Below are 15,656 nucleotides of genomic sequence, written 5' to 3' on the forward strand. Positions count from 1 at the left end.
GAGCAGGCATGGAAGCTGACATCGAGGCCGCCAACCGGGAGTTGGCCGACGCCCGCAGCACCGGCAAGCCCTGCCCGCCACTGCGCGGGCGGCTGCTGCCAGAGGGCGACATCGAGGCCGCGTACCGCGTGCAGCAACTCCAGGCGCGGGCCTGGCAGGGCCGGGGCGAACGCCGGGTCGGCGCGAAGATCGGGCTGACGTCCCGGGCGGTGCAGGAGACCTTCGGGGTGTTCCAACCGGACTTCGGCATGCTGACCGACGCCATGGCGGTCGGCGACGGGGTCGAGGTGCCCATCGACCGGCTGCTCCAGCCCCGGGTCGAGGCGGAGATCGCGTTCGTGCTCGACCGGGACCTCCCGGACCCGCAGATGACCACTGTCGACCTGATCCGCGCTGTCGACCACGTGCTGCCGGCGATCGAGATCGTCGACTCGCGGATCGCCGGCTGGGACATCTCCATCGTGGACACCGTCGCCGACAACGCCTCCAGCGGGCTCTTCGTGCTCGGCACCACCCCGCGCCGGCTCGCCGACCTCGACCTGCGGTTGTGCGGCATGGTGCTGGAGCACGCCGGTGAGCCGGTCTCGGTCGGCGCGGGCGCGGCCTGCCTCGGCAATCCGCTGCACGCGCTGCTCTGGCTGGCCGACACCCTCGCCCGCGCCGGTGACCCGCTGCGGGCCGGGGACGTGGTGCTCTCCGGGGCGCTCGGCCCGATGGTGCCGGTCACCCCCGGTGCCGCGTACGAGGCCCGGATCTCCGGGCTCGGCTCGGTGCGCACCTGCTTCAGCAAGGAGGTCTCCGCGTGACCACCGGAGTGGCGGTGCTCGGGTCCGGCAACATCGGCACCGACCTGATGATCAAGGTGTTGCGGCTGAGCGACAGCCTGCGGATGGTGGCGATGGCCGGCATCGACCCGGCCTCCGACGGCCTGGCGCGGGCCCGCCGCCTCGGCGTCGCCACCACCGCCGACGGCGTGGACGGGCTCGTCGCGATGCCCGAGTTCGCCGACGTCGAGCTGGTCTTCGACGCCACCTCGGCCGGCGCACACCGACGTCACGACGAGGTGCTGCGGGCACACGGCCGCACCGTTGTCGACCTGACCCCGGCCGCGCTGGGCCCGTACGTGGTGCCGCCGGTCAACCTCGACGAGCACCTGCACGAACCGAACGTCAACATGGTGACCTGCGGCGGACAGGCCACCGTGCCGATCGTCGCCGCCGTCCGCCGGGTCACCCCGGTGGCGTACGGGGAGATCGTCGCCTCGATCTCGTCCCGCTCGGCCGGGCCGGGCACCCGGGCCAACATCGACGAGTTCACCGAGACCACGGCCCGGGCCATCGAGGTGGTCGGCGGTGCCGAGCGGGGCAAGGCGATCATCGTGCTGAACCCGGCGGACCCGCCGCTGCTCATGCGGGACACCGTCTACTGCCTCTGCCCGGACGCCGACGCCGACACCGACGCCATCGCCGCCTCGGTGGCGGACATGGTGGCGACGGTGCAGGAGTACGTCCCCGGTTACCGGCTCAAGCAGGACGTGCAGTTCGACCGGGTCGAGGCGTACCTGCCGACGCTGGGGCGTCAGCTCACCGCCCTTCAGGTGTCGGTCTTCCTGGAGGTCTCCGGCGCCGGGCACTACCTGCCCGCGTACGCCGGCAACCTGGACATCATGACCTCCGCCGCGCTGCGTACCGCGGAGCGGCTGGTCGCCCTGCGGTCGACGGGAGCGGTGGCATGACCGACCTGTACATCCAGGACGTGACGTTGCGCGACGGCATGCACGCCATCGCCCACCGGTACACGGTCGACCAGGTGCGCACGATCGCCGCCGCGCTGGACGCCGCCGGGGTGGCCGCCATCGAGGTGGCGCACGGCGACGGGCTCGCCGGTTCCAGCGTCAACTACGGCCACGGCGCGGCCAGCGACGCCGAGTGGATCTCCGCCGCCGCCGAGGTGCTGACCACGGCGAAGCTGACCACCCTGCTGCTGCCCGGCATCGGCACGATCGCCGACCTGAAGGCGGCGAAGGCGCTCGGGGTGACCAGTGTGCGCATCGCCACGCACTGCACCGAGGCGGACATCAGCGCCCAGCACATCTCCTGGGCCCGGGAGAACGGCATGGACGTCGCCGGGTTCCTGATGATGTCGCATATGAACGACCCGGCCGGGTTGGCCGGGCAGGCCAAGCTGATGGAGTCGTACGGGGCGCACTGCGTCTACGTCACCGACTCCGGTGGTCGGCTGCTGATGTCCGACGTGGCGCAGCGGGTCGACGCGTACCGGCAGGTCCTCGCCCCGGAGACGCAGATCGGCATCCACGCGCACCACAACCTGTCCCTCGGGGTGGCCAACAGCGTGCTCGCCGTCGAACACGGCCGGGTCACCGGCTCCGCGCCGGTCGGTCCCGACGCACCGAACGGCCGGACCGTCCGCGTCGACGCGTCCCTCGCCGGCATGGGCGCGGGCGCCGGCAACGCGCCACTGGAGGTCTTCGTCGCGGTCGCCGAGCTGCACGGCTGGAAGCACGGCTGCGACGTGTTCGCGCTGATGGACGCGGCCGACGACATCGTCCGCCCGTTGCAGGACCGGCCGGTCCAGGTGGACCGGGAGACGCTCTCCCTGGGGTACGCGGGTGTCTACTCCAGCTTCCTGCGGCACGCCGAGCGGGCCTCCGCGAAGTACGGCGTGGACGTCCGGTCGATCCTGGTCGAGCTGGGCCGGCGTCGGATGGTCGGCGGCCAGGAGGACATGATCGTGGACGTGGCACTCGACCTGGCCGGTACGGAGCGTTCGCGTGACCCGCGGTCGCGGACGGAGGATGACGCAGCATGATCGGACCGGACATCGTGGGGATCGCCGAGACGTTGGGGGCGGCGGCCGACACGGCCACCGCGATCCCGCAGCTCGCCGCCGAGACCGGCCTGGACGTGGACGCCGCGTACGCCGTGCAGGCCGCGCTGCTCCAGCGCCGTGTCGACGCCGGTGAGCGGCTGGTCGGTCTCAAGATGGGGCTGACCAGCCGGGCGAAGATGGCCCAGGTCGGCGTGGACGAGGTGATCTGGGGGCGGCTCACCGACGCGATGCGGGTGCCCGACGGTGGCGTGGTGGACCCGGCCGCGTACATCCATCCCCGGGTCGAGCCGGAGGTGGCGTTCCTGCTGGACCGGCTGCCCGAGCCGGGCGAACCGGTCGGCGACTTCGCCGACGCCGTCCGCGCGGTCGCCCCGGCCATCGAGCTGATCGACTCCCGGTACGCGGACTTCCGCTTCTCGCTGCCGGACGTGATCGCCGACAACACCTCCGCCGCCGCGTACGTGATCGGGCCGTGGTCCCCGGTGCCGGCGGGCCTGGACAACCTGGGCGTGCTGCTGGAGGTCGACGGCCGGGTGGCGCAGGTCGGCTCGACGGCCGCGATCCTCGGTGACCCGCGCCGGGCGCTCGACGAGGGCATCCGGCTGGCCGGGCGGCACGGGGTGCGGTTGGAGTCCGGCTGGGTCTTCCTGGCCGGCGCCGCGACCGCAGCCGTTCCGCTGCGCCCCGGCGCACACGTCCGCGCCGTCGTCGAGAAGCTCGGCACCGCGTCGCTGCGGGCGTCGTCGTGACCGCGCGGGTCGTCGCGGGGAAGGCCGTCCCCCGCGGGGCCTTCCCGCACGTCAAGGTGGCGGGCGGGTTCGTCTTCGTCTCGGGTACGTCGTCGCGGCGGCCGGACAACAGTTTCGCCGGTGTCGAGGTGGACGATCTCGGCACCACCAACCTGGACATCCGGGCCCAGACGCGGGCGGTCATCGAGAACATCCGGGACCTGCTGCGCTCGGTCGGCGCGGACCTCACCGACCTTGTCCAGGTGACGTCGTACCTGGTCAACATGAACGACTTCGGTGGTTACAACGAGGTCTGGGCGGAGTTCTTCGACGCGTCCGGCCCGACCCGTACGACAGTCGCGGTGCACCAGTTGCCGCACCCGCACCTGCTCATCGAGATCCAGGCCGTGGCCCTTCTTCCCTCCGGAGGTCAGTCGTGAGTGAGATCGCCGAACCGTTCAGCTTTCCGGGCTGGATCGCCGACAACCAGCACCTGTTGAAGCCGCCGGTGGGTAACAAGGAGATGTTCCCCGGCGGGGACGACTTCATCGTGATGGTGGTGGGCGGGCCCAACCAGCGCACCGACTTCCACGTGGACCCGTACGAGGAGTTCTTCTACCAGGTCAAGGGCAACATGCACATCAACCTGATGACCCCGCAGGGGCCGCGTACGGTGCACGTGCGCGAGGGTCAGATGTGGATGCTGCCGCGCAACACCCCGCACTCCCCGCAGCGGCCGGAGGCCGGCTCGATCGGTGTCGTGGTCGAGCGGGTCCGTGAGGAGGGCACGCTGGAGACCTTCCAGTGGTACTGCCCGGAGTGCGGCAACAAGGTGCACGAGGTGGAGTTGCAGGTCCGCGACATCGCCGCCGACCTCCCGCCGGTGTTCCAGGCGTTCTACGCCGACGAGGCGGCGCGTACCTGCGCCGACTGCGGCACCCTGCACCCGGGCAAGGGCTGATGCCCGCAGGTGTCGTCGACGTGCACACGCACGTCGTACCGAAGGGGTGGCCGGACCTCGGCGCGGCGTGCGGTGGGTCCGACTGGCCGTGGTTGCGGGTGGACTCCGAACGCGCCGCCATGATCATGGTGGGGGAGACGGAGTTCCGCCCGGTCGGCGCCGAGTGCTGGGACGCGTCGCGGCGACTGGCCGACATGGACGCCGACGGCGTGGCCGTGCAGGTGGTCTCGCCGACCCCGGTCTTCTTCAGCTACGACCGCCCGGCCGACCAGGCGGTGAAGGTCGCCCGGATCTTCAACGACCTGACCCTGGAGGTCACCGCCGCCGGTGGCGACCGGCTGGTGCCGTTCTGTCAGGTGCCGCTCCAGGACCCGGACGCCGCCTGCGCCGAGTTGGATCGCAGCCTCGCCGCCGGCCACGTGGGTGTGGAGATCGGCAACCACGTCGGCGACCGGGATCTGGACGACGCTGGTGTGGTCACCTTCCTCCAGCACTGCGCCGAGGTGGGGGCGCCCGTCTTCGTCCACCCGTGGGACATGCCCGACGGCCCCCGGCTGAACCGCTGGATGGCCCGCTGGCTCACCGGGATGCCCGCCGAGACGCACCTGTCGGTGCTGGCGATGATCCTGGGCGGCGTCTTCGACCGGGTGCCCGAAACGTTGCGGATCTGCTTCGCGCACGGCGGCGGCAGCTTCCCGTTCTGGCTGGGCCGCGCCGACAACGCCTGGCACCGCCGGGGCGACCTGGTGCGGGGCGCGTCCGTCGCCCCGCCCAGCAGCTACGTCGACCGGTTCAGCGTCGACTCGGTGGTCTTCGCGGCGCCCGCGCTGCGGCTGCTGGTCGACACGATGGGGGAGGACCGGGTGCTGGTGGGCAGCGACTACCCGTACCCGCTGGGCGAACGGCCGGTCGGCGCTGTGGTCCGCGACGCGGACTTCCTCACCGACGCCCAACGCGACAAGCTCCGATCCGCAAACGCCCTGCGTTTCCTGCACGGCTGAAGGGCTACCGCGCCCCTGGCGTGAGCAGATCTTGGACAGTTTCCGTTCTCGCGTAACGGAAACTGTCCAAGATCTGCGAGGAGAGCTGTCCCGAGGTCCGGTTGGTCCGATTTCGGCAGGCAGCGCGTGTCGGCTGCGCCGAGGGCCGGCGACCGGCAGGATGGCCTGATGGCCGAGCCGCACGACCTGACCGCGTTGGAGCAGGCCGCCGCGATCGCGAGCGGTGAGCTGTCCAGCGTCGAGCTGGTCGAGCATTGCCTGGGCCGGGTGGCCGCGCTCGGCGACATCGTCGGGGCGTTCGTCACCGTCACCGAAGACCTCGCCCGGCAGGCCGCCCGCGCCGCCGACGCAGTGCCGGTCGAGGCGCGTGGCCCGCTGCACGGTGTGCCGACCGCCATCAAGGACCTGACCCTCACCGCCGGGGTCCGCACCACCTTCGGTTCGGCGGCCTTCGTCGACTTCGTCCCGCCGGTCGACGCCGACGTGGTCCGGTTCATCAAGGCCGCCGGCCTGGTCAGTCTGGGCAAGACGACGACCTCCGAGCTGGGTTGTTCGCTCTACTCGGAGGGTCGGGTCGCTCCGCCCGCCCGCAACCCGTGGCAGCTGGCGTACACCGCCGGTGGGTCCAGCGGTGGCGCCGCGGCGGCGGTGGCGGCCGGGCTGGTCCCGGTCGCCCAGGGCTCCGACGGCGGCGGCTCGCTGCGCATCCCGGCGGCGCTCTGCGGCCTGGTCGGCTACAAGCCCAGTCGTGGCCTGGTCTCCGGCGGGCCGGTCGGCTCCGGCGCGTTCGGCCTGCCCACCGGTGGCCCGCTCGGACGGACCGTCACCGACGTCGCCGCGCTGCTCGACGTCATGGCCGTGCCGGTGCCCGGCGAGCCCTACCTGCCGCCGCCCGCGCCGCCGGAGGGCTATCTGGGCGTGGCACGCCGGGCCGAGCCCGGCCCGCTGCGGATCGGCCGGTTCACCGCGCCGATGCTCGCCGACGAGCCGGTGCACCCCGACTGCGTGGCCGCCGTGGACTCCGCCGCCGCGCTGCTCGCCGCGGCCGGGCACGAGGTGGTCGAGGTGCCGCCGCCGCTCACGCCGACGGTGTGGCCGCTCTTCGAGATCCTCTGGTACGTGTTGGCGCTCGCCCCGGTGCCGCCGCAACGGGAGGCGGAGCTGCTGCCGTTGACGCGGCTGATGCGCGCCCGGGGCGCCGAGATCAGCGCCGGCACGCTCGCCGCCACCCTGGGGGAGTTGCAGGCGCAGGTCCGCCTCGGCACCCGCCGCACGGCCGGGGTCGATCTGCTGCTCTGTCCCACCCTGGCGGCCCCGCAGGCACCGGTGGGCTGGTTCACCGCCGATGGTGACCCGGCGGCCGACTTCGACAGGCAACGCCGATTCTCGCCCTACTGCGCCGTCTTCAACGTCACCGGCGACCCCTCCGTCTCCCTGCCGGTGGGTAGCACGACCGACGGACTGCCCGTCGGGGTGCTGCTCACGGGCCGGTACGGTGACGACGCGCGGCTGATCGCGACCGCTGCGCAACTGGAGAACTCCAGTGACGGATGGGATCGGCACCCCGCAATCTGGCGGGCCGCCGACTCCGCTAACGTGAATGGTGACGGCGTCGAGTGGCCGGCATCATGATCGTCCATTCGACCCGACTGTTCGAGGTCGTCCTACTTCCGCCTGGGGGCGTTGGGATTGTCTGTCACCGAGACGTTGCTGGTCTTCGTCGGCATCCCGCTGGCCGCGGTGCTGGTCATCACCGGTCTCACCTACGCCGGCAGCCGTGGTGGTGCCACCACCGGCGGGGGTGGCACCAAGCGCTACCGCCCGGGCCGGCCCTTCGACTTCACTCCGGTCTGGTTCCTGGGCCGCCCGGAGCAGCTGGCCGACTCGGCCGGCACCGCGCTGACGGCGGGGGCGCAGGCGCCCGCGCTGACCAGCCGCAAGCTTGAGCAGGCCAGCGTCGAGGCGCCGGCCGGTGGAACCGGAGGCGCAAGTGACCGTTGGTGAGAAGCAGACCGGGTCGGAGAATCCGCCCGAGGTGCTGGACGGGCCCTTCTCGACCCGCCAGTTGCTGCGCATCGACGAGGCGTTGCGCCTCGCCGACCAGGGCACCGGCCTGGTCTTCTCGGTCTTCGTCGGTGGTCTCGACGAGCCCGTCCGGGAGCACGCCCAGCGGCTGCACCGTCAGCTCGCCGACCCCGACAAGTCGGTGCTGATCGCGGTGTCTCCCAACCAGCGTCAGCTGGAGATCATCACCGGGCGGTACGCCCGCAAGCGCATCCCGGACACGTACGCGAAGCTGGCCGCGCTCTCCATGGCCGGCGCGTTCAGCGGGGGCGACCTGGCCGGCGGCATCATCAACGGCCTCGACCAGCTCGCCAGCCACGCCGGCAAGGGCTGATCCCTCCCACATACGACGAAGCCCGGCCCGCTGGAAAGCGGGCCGGGCTTCTCGCGTTCAGCGAGGCCAGGCGGAGGGGTCGAGCTTCATCGGCCACGGCTCATCCACGTTCACCGGGTCGTCCGGGCCCAGGGTGCCCAACAGCTCGTAGTGTTCACCCTCGCCAAGCCGATAGCGGTAGACCACCGGGCCGAAGTTACCCCGTTCCACCCGCCAGTAGTGCGGGATGCGTGCCTCGGCGTAGAGGGCGGGCTTGGTGAAGCGATCGTGCCGACGGCTTGCCGCCGACTCGACCTCCACGACGAGCCCGATGTCCACCGGTTCGGCCCACATTCGCCCGCGCGGCGCGCCTGGACGCAGCGCCGTCAGGTCGGGGATGAGATTGCCGCCAGAGACGTGTACCCCGATCTCCCGGATCACCCGCCATCCTGCGGGGGCCGCCTGGCGAAGGGCCATCCGGATCTCGTCGGCCAGTTCATGGTGTTCGGGACTGGCCGGTGGCGTCACGTGCAGGCTCCCGTCGATGATCTCATAGCGGTTCCCGTTCTCAGGCAGGTCGGACAGGTCCTGCTCGCGCCAGCCCCGCTCCGGGGGCTGCCACTGGTGAGTCGGTTGTGCCATCACGTCCACCTCCTTCCGCAACCATAATGGCCCGTGGCCGGCACGGGCTCCCGCCCACGCCGGCCACGGGCCGCGTACTCGCTGGTCAGACGCTCTGGGCATCCTTCGCGCGGGCCTTCAACGCCCGCACCACACCGTCGCGACCCTCCGCGACCAACCGGCGCAGCGGGCCCGGGTGCCCGTCGCCGGCCAGCCACGCGTCGGTGGCCGCCACCGTGTCGTCCTCCACCAGGTAGGTCGGGTACGCCAACTGCGCGAACTCCTGCGCCGGCTCGCTGTCCCGAGTGGCCCACACCTGTGCGACGGTCGCGAAGTACCGCTCCCGGTACGGGGCGACCAGCTCCACCTGCGTCGGGTGCGCGAAGCCCTGCAACAGCGCCCGGTGCCGCCAGTTCGGCAACGCGTCCGGGCCGGTCAGCAGAGCCCACAGGGCGGCCTTGTTCTCCGCCGTCGGCACCAGAGCCTGGGCGTACGCGGCCTCCCGCTCGCCGCTGGCGGTGCGGTCGCCGGCCAGCTCCGCCTCGATCTCGGCGGCACCCGCCGCGCCGTTCGCCACCAGAGCGGCGAGGACCGACCACCGCAACTCGGTGTCCACGGTCAGCCCGGCCGGGATGCCGGTGCCGTCCAACCAACCCCGCAAGGTGGCCAGATCCTCCTCGGAGCGCGCCGCCGAGGTGAACGCGCGAGCCCAGGCGATCTGGAAACCGCTGCCCGGCTCGGCGTTGGCGAGCGCGTCCCGGGCGGTCCGGGCCAGGTCGGCCCAGCCGGTCGGCGCCCACGTCGGGTCGGCGTACACGGTGAGCGTGGTGGTCGCCTGCCGCAGGGTGGCGGTGACCAGGTTGATGTCGGTCTCGGCGGGCAGCCCGCTCAGCGTCAGCGCCACGTAGTCGCGGGCGGACAGCTCCGCGTCGCGGGTCATGTCCCACGCGGCGGTCCAGCACAGCGCCCGGGCCAGCGACGACTCGAAGCCACCGATGTGCTGCACGACCGTCGCCATCGAGCGCTCGTCGAGGCGCAGCTTGGTGTAGCTCAGGTCGTCGTCGTTGAGCAGCAGCACGTCGGCGGCGCGCAGACCGCGCAGCTCGGCGAGGTCGGTCCGCTCGCCGGTCACGTCCACCTCGTACCGCTCACGACGGACCAGCCGCCCGTCGGCCAGGTCGTAGAGGCCCACGCCGATCCGGTGCGTCCGCAGCGTCGGGTACGCCGTCGGCGCCTCCTGCAGGACCGCCACCTGCTCGTACGTGCCGTCCGCGCCGATGGTCACCTCGGGGCGCAACGTGTTGACCTGCGCGGTCTCCAGCCACTGCGCCGCGAACTTGCGCAGCTCCCGACCGGAGGCCGCCTCCAACTCGGTGAGCAGGTCGTCGAAGGTGGCGTTGCCCCAGGCGTGCTTGCCGAAGTAGGCCCGCAGCCCGGCGACGAACGGCTCCTCACCCACGTACGCGACGAGCTGCTTGAGCACGCTCGCGCCCTTGGCGTACGTGATGCCGTCGAAGTTGACCTCGACGGCCTCCATGTCCGGCATCTCGGTGTAGACCGGGTGCGTGGAGGAGAGCTGGTCCTGCCGGTAGCCCCAGTTCTTCCGGATGGACAGGAACGTCGTCCACGCCTCGGTGAACCGGGTGGCGTTGGTGTTGCACCAGTGGCTGGCCCACTCGGCGAACGACTCGTTGAGCCACAGGTCGTTCCACCACCGCATGGTGACCAGGTCACCGAACCACATGTGGGCCAGCTCGTGCAGGATCGTGTTGGCCCGCTGCTCGTACTCGAAGTCGGTGACCTGGGAGCGGAACAGGTAGTGCGACTCGGCGTGCGTGACGCAGCCGAAGTTCTCCATGGCGCCGGCGTTGAAGTCGGGCACCCAGAGCTGGTCGTACTTCGGCAGCGGGTAGCGCACGCCGAACTTCTCGTGGAAGAAGTCGAAGCCCTGCTTGGTGATCAGGAACAGGTCGTCGGAGTCGAGGTAGCGCGCCATCGACGCGCGGCAGAACACCCCCAGGTCGATGCCGTCGTGGCTGTCCCGCACCTCGTGGTACGGCCCGGCGCACATGGCCGTGATGTAGGTGCTCATCCGCGGCGACTCGGCGAAGTGCAGCGTCTTGAGCGCCTCACCCGCGGGCTCCTCCCGCTGCACCGGCATGTTGGACACCGCCCGCCAGTGCGCCGGCACGGTGGCGTGCCAGGTGTAGACGCTCTTCAGGTCGGGCTGGTCGAAGCAGGCGAACACCCGCTGCGCGTCGGCGGTCTCGAACTGGCTGTAGAGGTACGTCTCGCCGTCCACCGGGTCGACGGTGCGGTGCAACCCCTGGCCACTGTTCGAGTACGCGAAGTCGGCGTCGACCACCAGCGTGTTGTCGCTGTCCAATCCGGACAGCACCAGGCCCTTCTCGGCCGACCACTCGGAGAGGTCGACCGGGGTGCCGTTCAGCGTCGCGGACCGCACCGAGTCGGCGGCCAACTCGATGAACGTGCTCGCCCCCGGTTCTGAACAGCGGAAGCGAACCTCGGTGACGGACCGAAACGTACGGCCGTCCGCCGCCAGCACGGCGCTCGACAGGTCCAGCCTGATGTCGTACCCCGTCACGTCGAGCAGGCGGGCCCGCTCGGTCGCCTCGACCTGCGTCAGGTTGCGCACTCCCGGCACTGTTCGTCTCCATCCCACATCACGCCGACGCCCGGCGGCGTCCGTCTCCCAGCCACTCGTGGCGGCTGACCCGATTCGAGTCTTCCACGTACGGGCAGCCCGCGGTGGCCGAGGTCACGCTCTCATTCGGGTGCCGCTCGACGCGCCGTGGGGTGAAGATTCCGGTGAGACGCCGGAGCGCCGGCGCCCCTGTTGAGAAGGGACCTCACCGTGACCGATCGCGTCACCGCCGACATGTGGTTCGACCCGGCCTGCCCGTGGGCGTGGATCACGTCCCGCTGGCTTCTCGAGGTCGAGCAGGTCCGGGACGTGGACATCCGTTTCCACGTGATGAGCCTCGCTGTGCTCAACGACGGTCGGGACGAGCTGCCCGAGGAGTACAAGTCGTTCCTCCGCACCGCCTGGGGCCCGGTCCGGGTCTGCATCGCCGCCGAGCAGCGGTACGGCAACGACGTCCTGCGCCCGCTCTACACCGCGCTCGGCACCCGGATCCACCTCGGCAAGGAGGAGCGGCAGCGGGAGCTCTACGTCGCCGCGCTGACCGACGCCGGCCTGGACCCGGCCCTGGCCGACGCCGCCGACAGCACCGACTTCGACGAGGCGTTGCGGGCCAGCCACGAGGCGGGCATGCGCCCGGTCGGCCAGGACGTCGGCACCCCGGTCGTGCACGCGCCCGGCCCCGACGGCAGCCCTGTCGCGTTCTTCGGTCCGGTGATCACCCCGGCCCCGAAGGGGGAGGCCGCCGGTCGGCTCTGGGACGGCGTCCTGCTGGTCGCCGGCACGCCCGGCTTCTATGAGCTGAAGCGCACCCGCGAGCAGGGTCCGATCTTCGACTGAGCGGTGCGGAAGGGCCCCGGCGCGGACCGGGGCCCTTCCGCGTACGCGGCGGCGTGTCCGGTCGCGGCCCTGCCCGTGCCGTCACCGGGAGACCGCTGCGCTCGTTGGCCTGCATGTCCGCCGCAGCGACCCGCAGGGTCGCAAGCCGCAGTCCGTGGAGGCAAGCCCGATGGCCAAGCACCGTGCGTCCGGTGACGATCAGCTGACCCGGCCGGGGGTGATCGACAATTCCGGACCGGCCTACTGGTCGGTCGACGACTCCCGCTGGCCGGCGGTCCGTCCGGACCTGCCCGCCCACCTGGTCGATCTGCTCGCGCCGCCCATCGTGGTGGGCGTGGCCCGGGTGCCGGTGACCTCCCGGCTCACACCGCCCGCCCCGGCCGACCGGCTGCCGACGGCCGCCGACCCGGTGCCGGATCTGCTGGATCTGCCGGCACTGGCGGCGCCGGCGGAACCCGCGCCTCCACCCCCGGCGCCGGCCGCGCCGCGCCCGGTGCCGACGCCGCCGCTGAACCCGCGGCCCGTCCCGTCGCCGCCCCCGGAGCGTCCCGTGCCGGGGCCGCCCGCCGCACCCCGCCGCAGCGTGAACAGCGGCCCCGTCGGAACCGTCCGACGGGGCAACAACGGGCCGGTGAGCGCGGGTCGACACCGTCGGGGCGTGTCCGACCGCGCCGGCTGACCGCCGCGCCGGGCCTGGTGCTTTCATCTGGTGGACGCCCTGCGGGTCCCCGTCGGCGGCGACATCGTCGCCGGTAGCGTCACGGGTATGACGGTCGTGCATCCGATCACCCGGGCGTGGGTCACCACTGGTGGCACCGGCGCGCAGAACTACGACGAGTTCGCCGACGACGCGGAGATCACCGCGATCATCGAGTCGAACCCGCACAGTGCCCTCGGCATCGAGATGCCGCACCGCGCTCCGCAGAGCCTGGGTAAGCCGTTCCTCGACGCGCTGCCGGACGCGGTCGCCCGCCTCGCCGAGGCCAAGGCGGACGGCAGCTACACCCCCGCCGAGCAGGTGGTGGTGCTCTACCGCATCACCGCAGCGGGCGAGGTGCCGGCCTACGGGCTCTTCGCCATGGTGGACACCGACCAGATCTCCACCCGGGCCGACGAGCCGGGCCTGGTCATCCGCAACGAGGACGTCTTCATCGCCAAGGTGCGCGAGCGGGTGGCGCTGGCCGAGGCGTTGGGTCACCTGCTCTCACCCGTACTCCTGCTGCAGACCGGGCGTGGCGACGAGCTGCACGCCGCGCTCGCGACGGCGACCGAGACGGCCGGCGCGCCCGCCGCGACGGACACCGACCAGGCCGGGCGCACGCACGCCATCTGGTTGCTCGGGCCCGGCCCCGAGCAGACCGCGCTGACCGACCTCGCCGGTGGCGGGGAGCTGGTCGTCGCCGACGGCAACCACCGCAGCCTGGCCGCCCAGACCGGCGGGTTGTCCCGCTTCCTGGCGGTGGTCACCACCCCCGCGTCGGTGGCCATTCAGCCATACAACCGGCTGGTCAGCGAGCTGACCACGACCCCGGCCGAGCTGCTCGACCGGCTGCGGGCCGCGGGTGCCGCCGTCGAGCCGATCGACGGCCCGGTCGAGGTCCCGACGGGCGGCGGCACCGTGCACCTCCGCCTCGACGGCCAGGGGTACGCGGTGCGCCTGCCGGCCACGGCCTCCGCCCGTCTGGAGAACCTGGACCACGCCCTGGTCGAGCGGCTGCTGCTGCGCGACGCGCTCGGTCTGGACCCGGGCGACAAGCGGATCACCTACGTCGGCGGTGACTACCCGGCGAGCTGGCTCACCGGTGAGGTCGACGCCGGCCGGGCCGAGCTGGCCATCCTGATCGCGCCCGTCACCGTGGAGGACTTCGTCGCGGTGAACCTGGCCCGGGAGAAGATGCCCCGCAAGAGCACCTGGTTCACCCCGAAGGCGCGCGGCGGTCTGGTCGTCGCCGAGCTGCCCCACTGAGTGGTCCACCGCACGACCGTGTGACGAACCCGGCTCTCCGACGCCGCCGCTGCGACGTCGGAGAGCGCGGCCTGACAGACTGCCCGGTATGCGCGTCTACCTGGGATCCGATCACGCCGGTTTCGAGCTGAAGGTGCACCTGGCCAATCACCTGGCCAAGCAGGGGTACGAGGTGGTCGACGTCGGCCCGCACGCCTACGACCCGGACGACGACTACCCGACGTTCTGCCTGCACACGGGCACCCAGGTGGTGGCCGACGAGACGGGCCTCGGAGTGGTCATCGGCGGGTCCGGCAACGGTGAGCAGATCGCCGCGAACAAGGTCGCCGGGGTCCGGGCCGCGCTGGCCTGGAGCGTGGAGACCGCTCAGCTGGCCCGCCAGCACAACGACGCCAACGTGGTGGCGGTCGGCGCCCGGCAGCACACGCTGGACGAGGCCACCGGCATCGTCGAGGCGTTCCTGAACATGCCGTTCTCCGGCAACGAGCGGCACGCCCGTCGGATCGCCCAGATGGCCGAGTACGAGCAGACCCGGAAGCTGCCCGACCTGCCCTGAGTCGGGCGGTCAGCGCGGCGAGCGGGGCAACTCCTCGCGGGGCACCCAGTTACGTCGGACGACCACCACCCGGGCCTCCGCCTCGGCCAGGTCGTCCTCGGTCGGTCGGGCCGCGTCCCGGGCTCGCAGGGCGGCGCTCAGCCCCACCTGGGACGAGCCGGAACCGACCAGCCCGCGGAGCCCCCGCTCGCCGTCACGGTCGTCGCCGCCCGGGCTCCTGCGGCGCGGCGGCGGGTCGTCCCCGTCGTGCACCCCGGCGGTGCTTGCCGTCGGGGTGTCGGCGCCGCGTCCGGCGGTGTCGGAGTCGGGGTGGTGGCGTAGCCGTCGCCGCCGTCGGTCCGGTTCACCCATCAGCCGACCGTACCCTGCCCGCTGCGGGATCCGGCACCGTCGGACCGTCCCGTGTCTCGGGCGGGGTCGGCGACCGATTTGCCGGGTGGCTACCCTCGGAATCAGGCGGTGGCGATGCCGTCGGTCAGGGGGAGGACAAGATGGCAGACCAGACGCAGCCATGGGCGGAGCGGACCGTGGAGGTGCCGCCGCAGGCCGGCGTCGGGGTGCCGCCGCAGCGGGACGGGTTCCGCCGCGGCGTGGCGCCGGTCGGTCAGCCGCGCACCCCGCGCACCGAGCCGTTCCCGGTGGTCGAGCAGGAACCGACCGGCACCGGCTGGCCCGGCGGGCCGGTTCCCCGCCAGTCGCTGAGCTCCCGGATGGCGCAGCTGCGTCGCGGCGGTGAGTGGAGTGCGGCGGGCGGGCTCTTCGCGTTCGTCTGCTGGGGGATCTGGGCGCTCTCCGGTCAGGGCGACCTCAGCGGCCCGCTGCTGGTGCTGGTGCTCAGCGGGCTGGTGGCGGTCGGTCTGTTCTCCCTGTCCCGGTTGGTCGGCCGGGTGGTGCTGGAACGGCAGATGGGTCGGGTCCGGCGTAGCGCCCGAGGCGCGCACCTGGCGACTGCGGTGTTCCTCGCCGGCCTCGGTGTGGCCTGGCTCCAGCAGACCGCGTGGGTCGTGTCCGCCTGGAACTGGATCTCCTCGAACTGATCCGGAGCGCGTACGGGCGGATCGACCCCGGGGCCGACCCGCCCGTACGCCCGGTCG

Annotated in this window: 18 protein-coding genes; 15 read left to right on the forward strand and 3 right to left on the reverse strand. The window is 72.3% G+C overall.

What is annotated here, in order from left to right; genetic code table 11:
- The first annotated feature begins 8 nt into the window (after nucleotides 1-8).
- From GA0070612_RS12215 to GA0070612_RS12260, 10 genes are all read left to right on the forward strand, one after another.
- Nucleotides 9-806 carry a 2-keto-4-pentenoate hydratase gene (locus tag GA0070612_RS12215; RefSeq protein ID WP_088988010.1) on the forward strand — a complete coding sequence of 266 codons (798 nt, stop codon included), beginning with the start codon at nucleotides 9-11 and terminating at the stop codon, nucleotides 804-806.
- Nucleotides 803-1,735: an acetaldehyde dehydrogenase (acetylating) gene (locus GA0070612_RS12220; protein ID WP_088988011.1), complete on the forward strand. Its 933-nt coding sequence runs from the start codon at nucleotides 803-805 to the stop codon at nucleotides 1,733-1,735. Before GA0070612_RS12215 ends, GA0070612_RS12220 begins: the two co-directional genes overlap by 4 nt.
- On the forward strand, nucleotides 1,732-2,829 hold the full coding sequence (dmpG, locus tag GA0070612_RS12225; RefSeq protein ID WP_088988012.1) for a 4-hydroxy-2-oxovalerate aldolase: 1,098 nt from the start codon (nucleotides 1,732-1,734) through the stop codon (nucleotides 2,827-2,829). The genes GA0070612_RS12220 and dmpG overlap by 4 nt, the downstream gene beginning before the upstream one ends.
- Complete coding sequence (locus GA0070612_RS12230) at nucleotides 2,826-3,599, forward strand: 2-keto-4-pentenoate hydratase (protein WP_088988013.1); 774 nt, start codon at nucleotides 2,826-2,828, stop codon at nucleotides 3,597-3,599. Before dmpG ends, GA0070612_RS12230 begins: the two co-directional genes overlap by 4 nt.
- The gene (locus tag GA0070612_RS12235; RefSeq protein ID WP_088988014.1) at nucleotides 3,596-4,018 is read left to right on the forward strand and encodes a RidA family protein; all 423 of its coding nucleotides are present in this window, start codon (nucleotides 3,596-3,598) and stop codon (nucleotides 4,016-4,018) included. Before GA0070612_RS12230 ends, GA0070612_RS12235 begins: the two co-directional genes overlap by 4 nt.
- Nucleotides 4,015-4,539 carry a 3-hydroxyanthranilate 3,4-dioxygenase gene (locus GA0070612_RS12240; RefSeq protein WP_088988015.1) on the forward strand — a complete coding sequence of 175 codons (525 nt, stop codon included), beginning with the start codon at nucleotides 4,015-4,017 and terminating at the stop codon, nucleotides 4,537-4,539. The genes GA0070612_RS12235 and GA0070612_RS12240 overlap by 4 nt, the downstream gene beginning before the upstream one ends.
- Nucleotides 4,539-5,540 (forward strand): amidohydrolase family protein, encoded by a 1,002-nt coding sequence (locus tag GA0070612_RS12245; protein ID WP_088988016.1) that lies wholly within the window; start codon nucleotides 4,539-4,541, stop codon nucleotides 5,538-5,540. The genes GA0070612_RS12240 and GA0070612_RS12245 overlap by 1 nt, the downstream gene beginning before the upstream one ends.
- Nucleotides 5,541-5,708: 168 nt before the next feature.
- Nucleotides 5,709-7,172, forward strand: coding sequence for an amidase (locus GA0070612_RS12250; RefSeq protein WP_088988017.1), 1,464 nt, complete (start codon nucleotides 5,709-5,711; stop codon nucleotides 7,170-7,172).
- Between the two features lie 57 nt (nucleotides 7,173-7,229).
- Nucleotides 7,230-7,544 (forward strand): aa3-type cytochrome oxidase subunit CtaJ, encoded by a 315-nt coding sequence (gene ctaJ, locus GA0070612_RS12255; protein WP_435795932.1) that lies wholly within the window; start codon nucleotides 7,230-7,232, stop codon nucleotides 7,542-7,544.
- Nucleotides 7,531-7,938, forward strand: coding sequence for a DUF5130 family protein (locus tag GA0070612_RS12260; protein WP_088988018.1), 408 nt, complete (start codon nucleotides 7,531-7,533; stop codon nucleotides 7,936-7,938). The genes ctaJ and GA0070612_RS12260 overlap by 14 nt, the downstream gene beginning before the upstream one ends.
- Before the next feature lie 57 nt (nucleotides 7,939-7,995).
- Here GA0070612_RS12260 and GA0070612_RS12265 read toward each other — a convergent pair whose 3' ends face one another.
- Together GA0070612_RS12265 and pepN are read right to left on the reverse strand one after the other, a co-directional pair.
- Nucleotides 7,996-8,559, reverse strand: coding sequence for a Uma2 family endonuclease (locus GA0070612_RS12265; RefSeq protein ID WP_088991444.1), 564 nt, complete (start codon nucleotides 8,557-8,559; stop codon nucleotides 7,996-7,998).
- Between the two features lie 85 nt (nucleotides 8,560-8,644).
- Nucleotides 8,645-11,194, reverse strand: coding sequence for an aminopeptidase N (gene pepN / locus GA0070612_RS12270; protein ID WP_088988019.1), 2,550 nt, complete (start codon nucleotides 11,192-11,194; stop codon nucleotides 8,645-8,647).
- A gap of 219 nt (nucleotides 11,195-11,413) precedes the next feature.
- Between pepN and GA0070612_RS12275 the strand changes: the two genes are divergently transcribed.
- The 4 genes from GA0070612_RS12275 to GA0070612_RS12290 all read left to right on the forward strand — a co-directional run bounded on the left by GA0070612_RS12275 (nucleotide 11,414) and on the right by GA0070612_RS12290 (nucleotide 14,562).
- The gene (locus GA0070612_RS12275) at nucleotides 11,414-12,040 is read left to right on the forward strand and encodes a mycothiol-dependent nitroreductase Rv2466c family protein (RefSeq protein WP_088988020.1); all 627 of its coding nucleotides are present in this window, start codon (nucleotides 11,414-11,416) and stop codon (nucleotides 12,038-12,040) included.
- 169 nt (nucleotides 12,041-12,209) lie between these two features.
- Nucleotides 12,210-12,719: a hypothetical protein gene (locus GA0070612_RS12280; RefSeq protein ID WP_197699360.1), complete on the forward strand. Its 510-nt coding sequence runs from the start codon at nucleotides 12,210-12,212 to the stop codon at nucleotides 12,717-12,719.
- A gap of 87 nt (nucleotides 12,720-12,806) precedes the next feature.
- A complete protein-coding gene (locus tag GA0070612_RS12285) occupies nucleotides 12,807-14,006 on the forward strand; it encodes a DUF1015 family protein (RefSeq protein ID WP_088991445.1) in 1,200 nt (399 codons plus the stop codon).
- An 88-nt stretch (nucleotides 14,007-14,094) separates the two neighbouring features.
- A complete protein-coding gene (locus tag GA0070612_RS12290; protein ID WP_088988021.1) occupies nucleotides 14,095-14,562 on the forward strand; it encodes a ribose-5-phosphate isomerase in 468 nt (155 codons plus the stop codon).
- 9 nt (nucleotides 14,563-14,571) lie between these two features.
- Here GA0070612_RS12290 and GA0070612_RS12295 read toward each other — a convergent pair whose 3' ends face one another.
- Nucleotides 14,572-14,913 (reverse strand): hypothetical protein, encoded by a 342-nt coding sequence (locus tag GA0070612_RS12295; RefSeq protein ID WP_088988022.1) that lies wholly within the window; start codon nucleotides 14,911-14,913, stop codon nucleotides 14,572-14,574.
- Between the two features lie 140 nt (nucleotides 14,914-15,053).
- Between GA0070612_RS12295 and GA0070612_RS12300 the strand changes: the two genes are divergently transcribed.
- Complete coding sequence (locus GA0070612_RS12300) at nucleotides 15,054-15,599, forward strand: hypothetical protein (protein ID WP_088988023.1); 546 nt, start codon at nucleotides 15,054-15,056, stop codon at nucleotides 15,597-15,599.
- Nucleotides 15,600-15,656: the final 57 nt, after the last annotated feature.

Origin of the sequence: Micromonospora chokoriensis (assembly GCF_900091505.1) — a bacterium.
Classification (GTDB): Bacteria; Actinomycetota; Actinomycetes; order Mycobacteriales; family Micromonosporaceae; genus Micromonospora; species Micromonospora chokoriensis.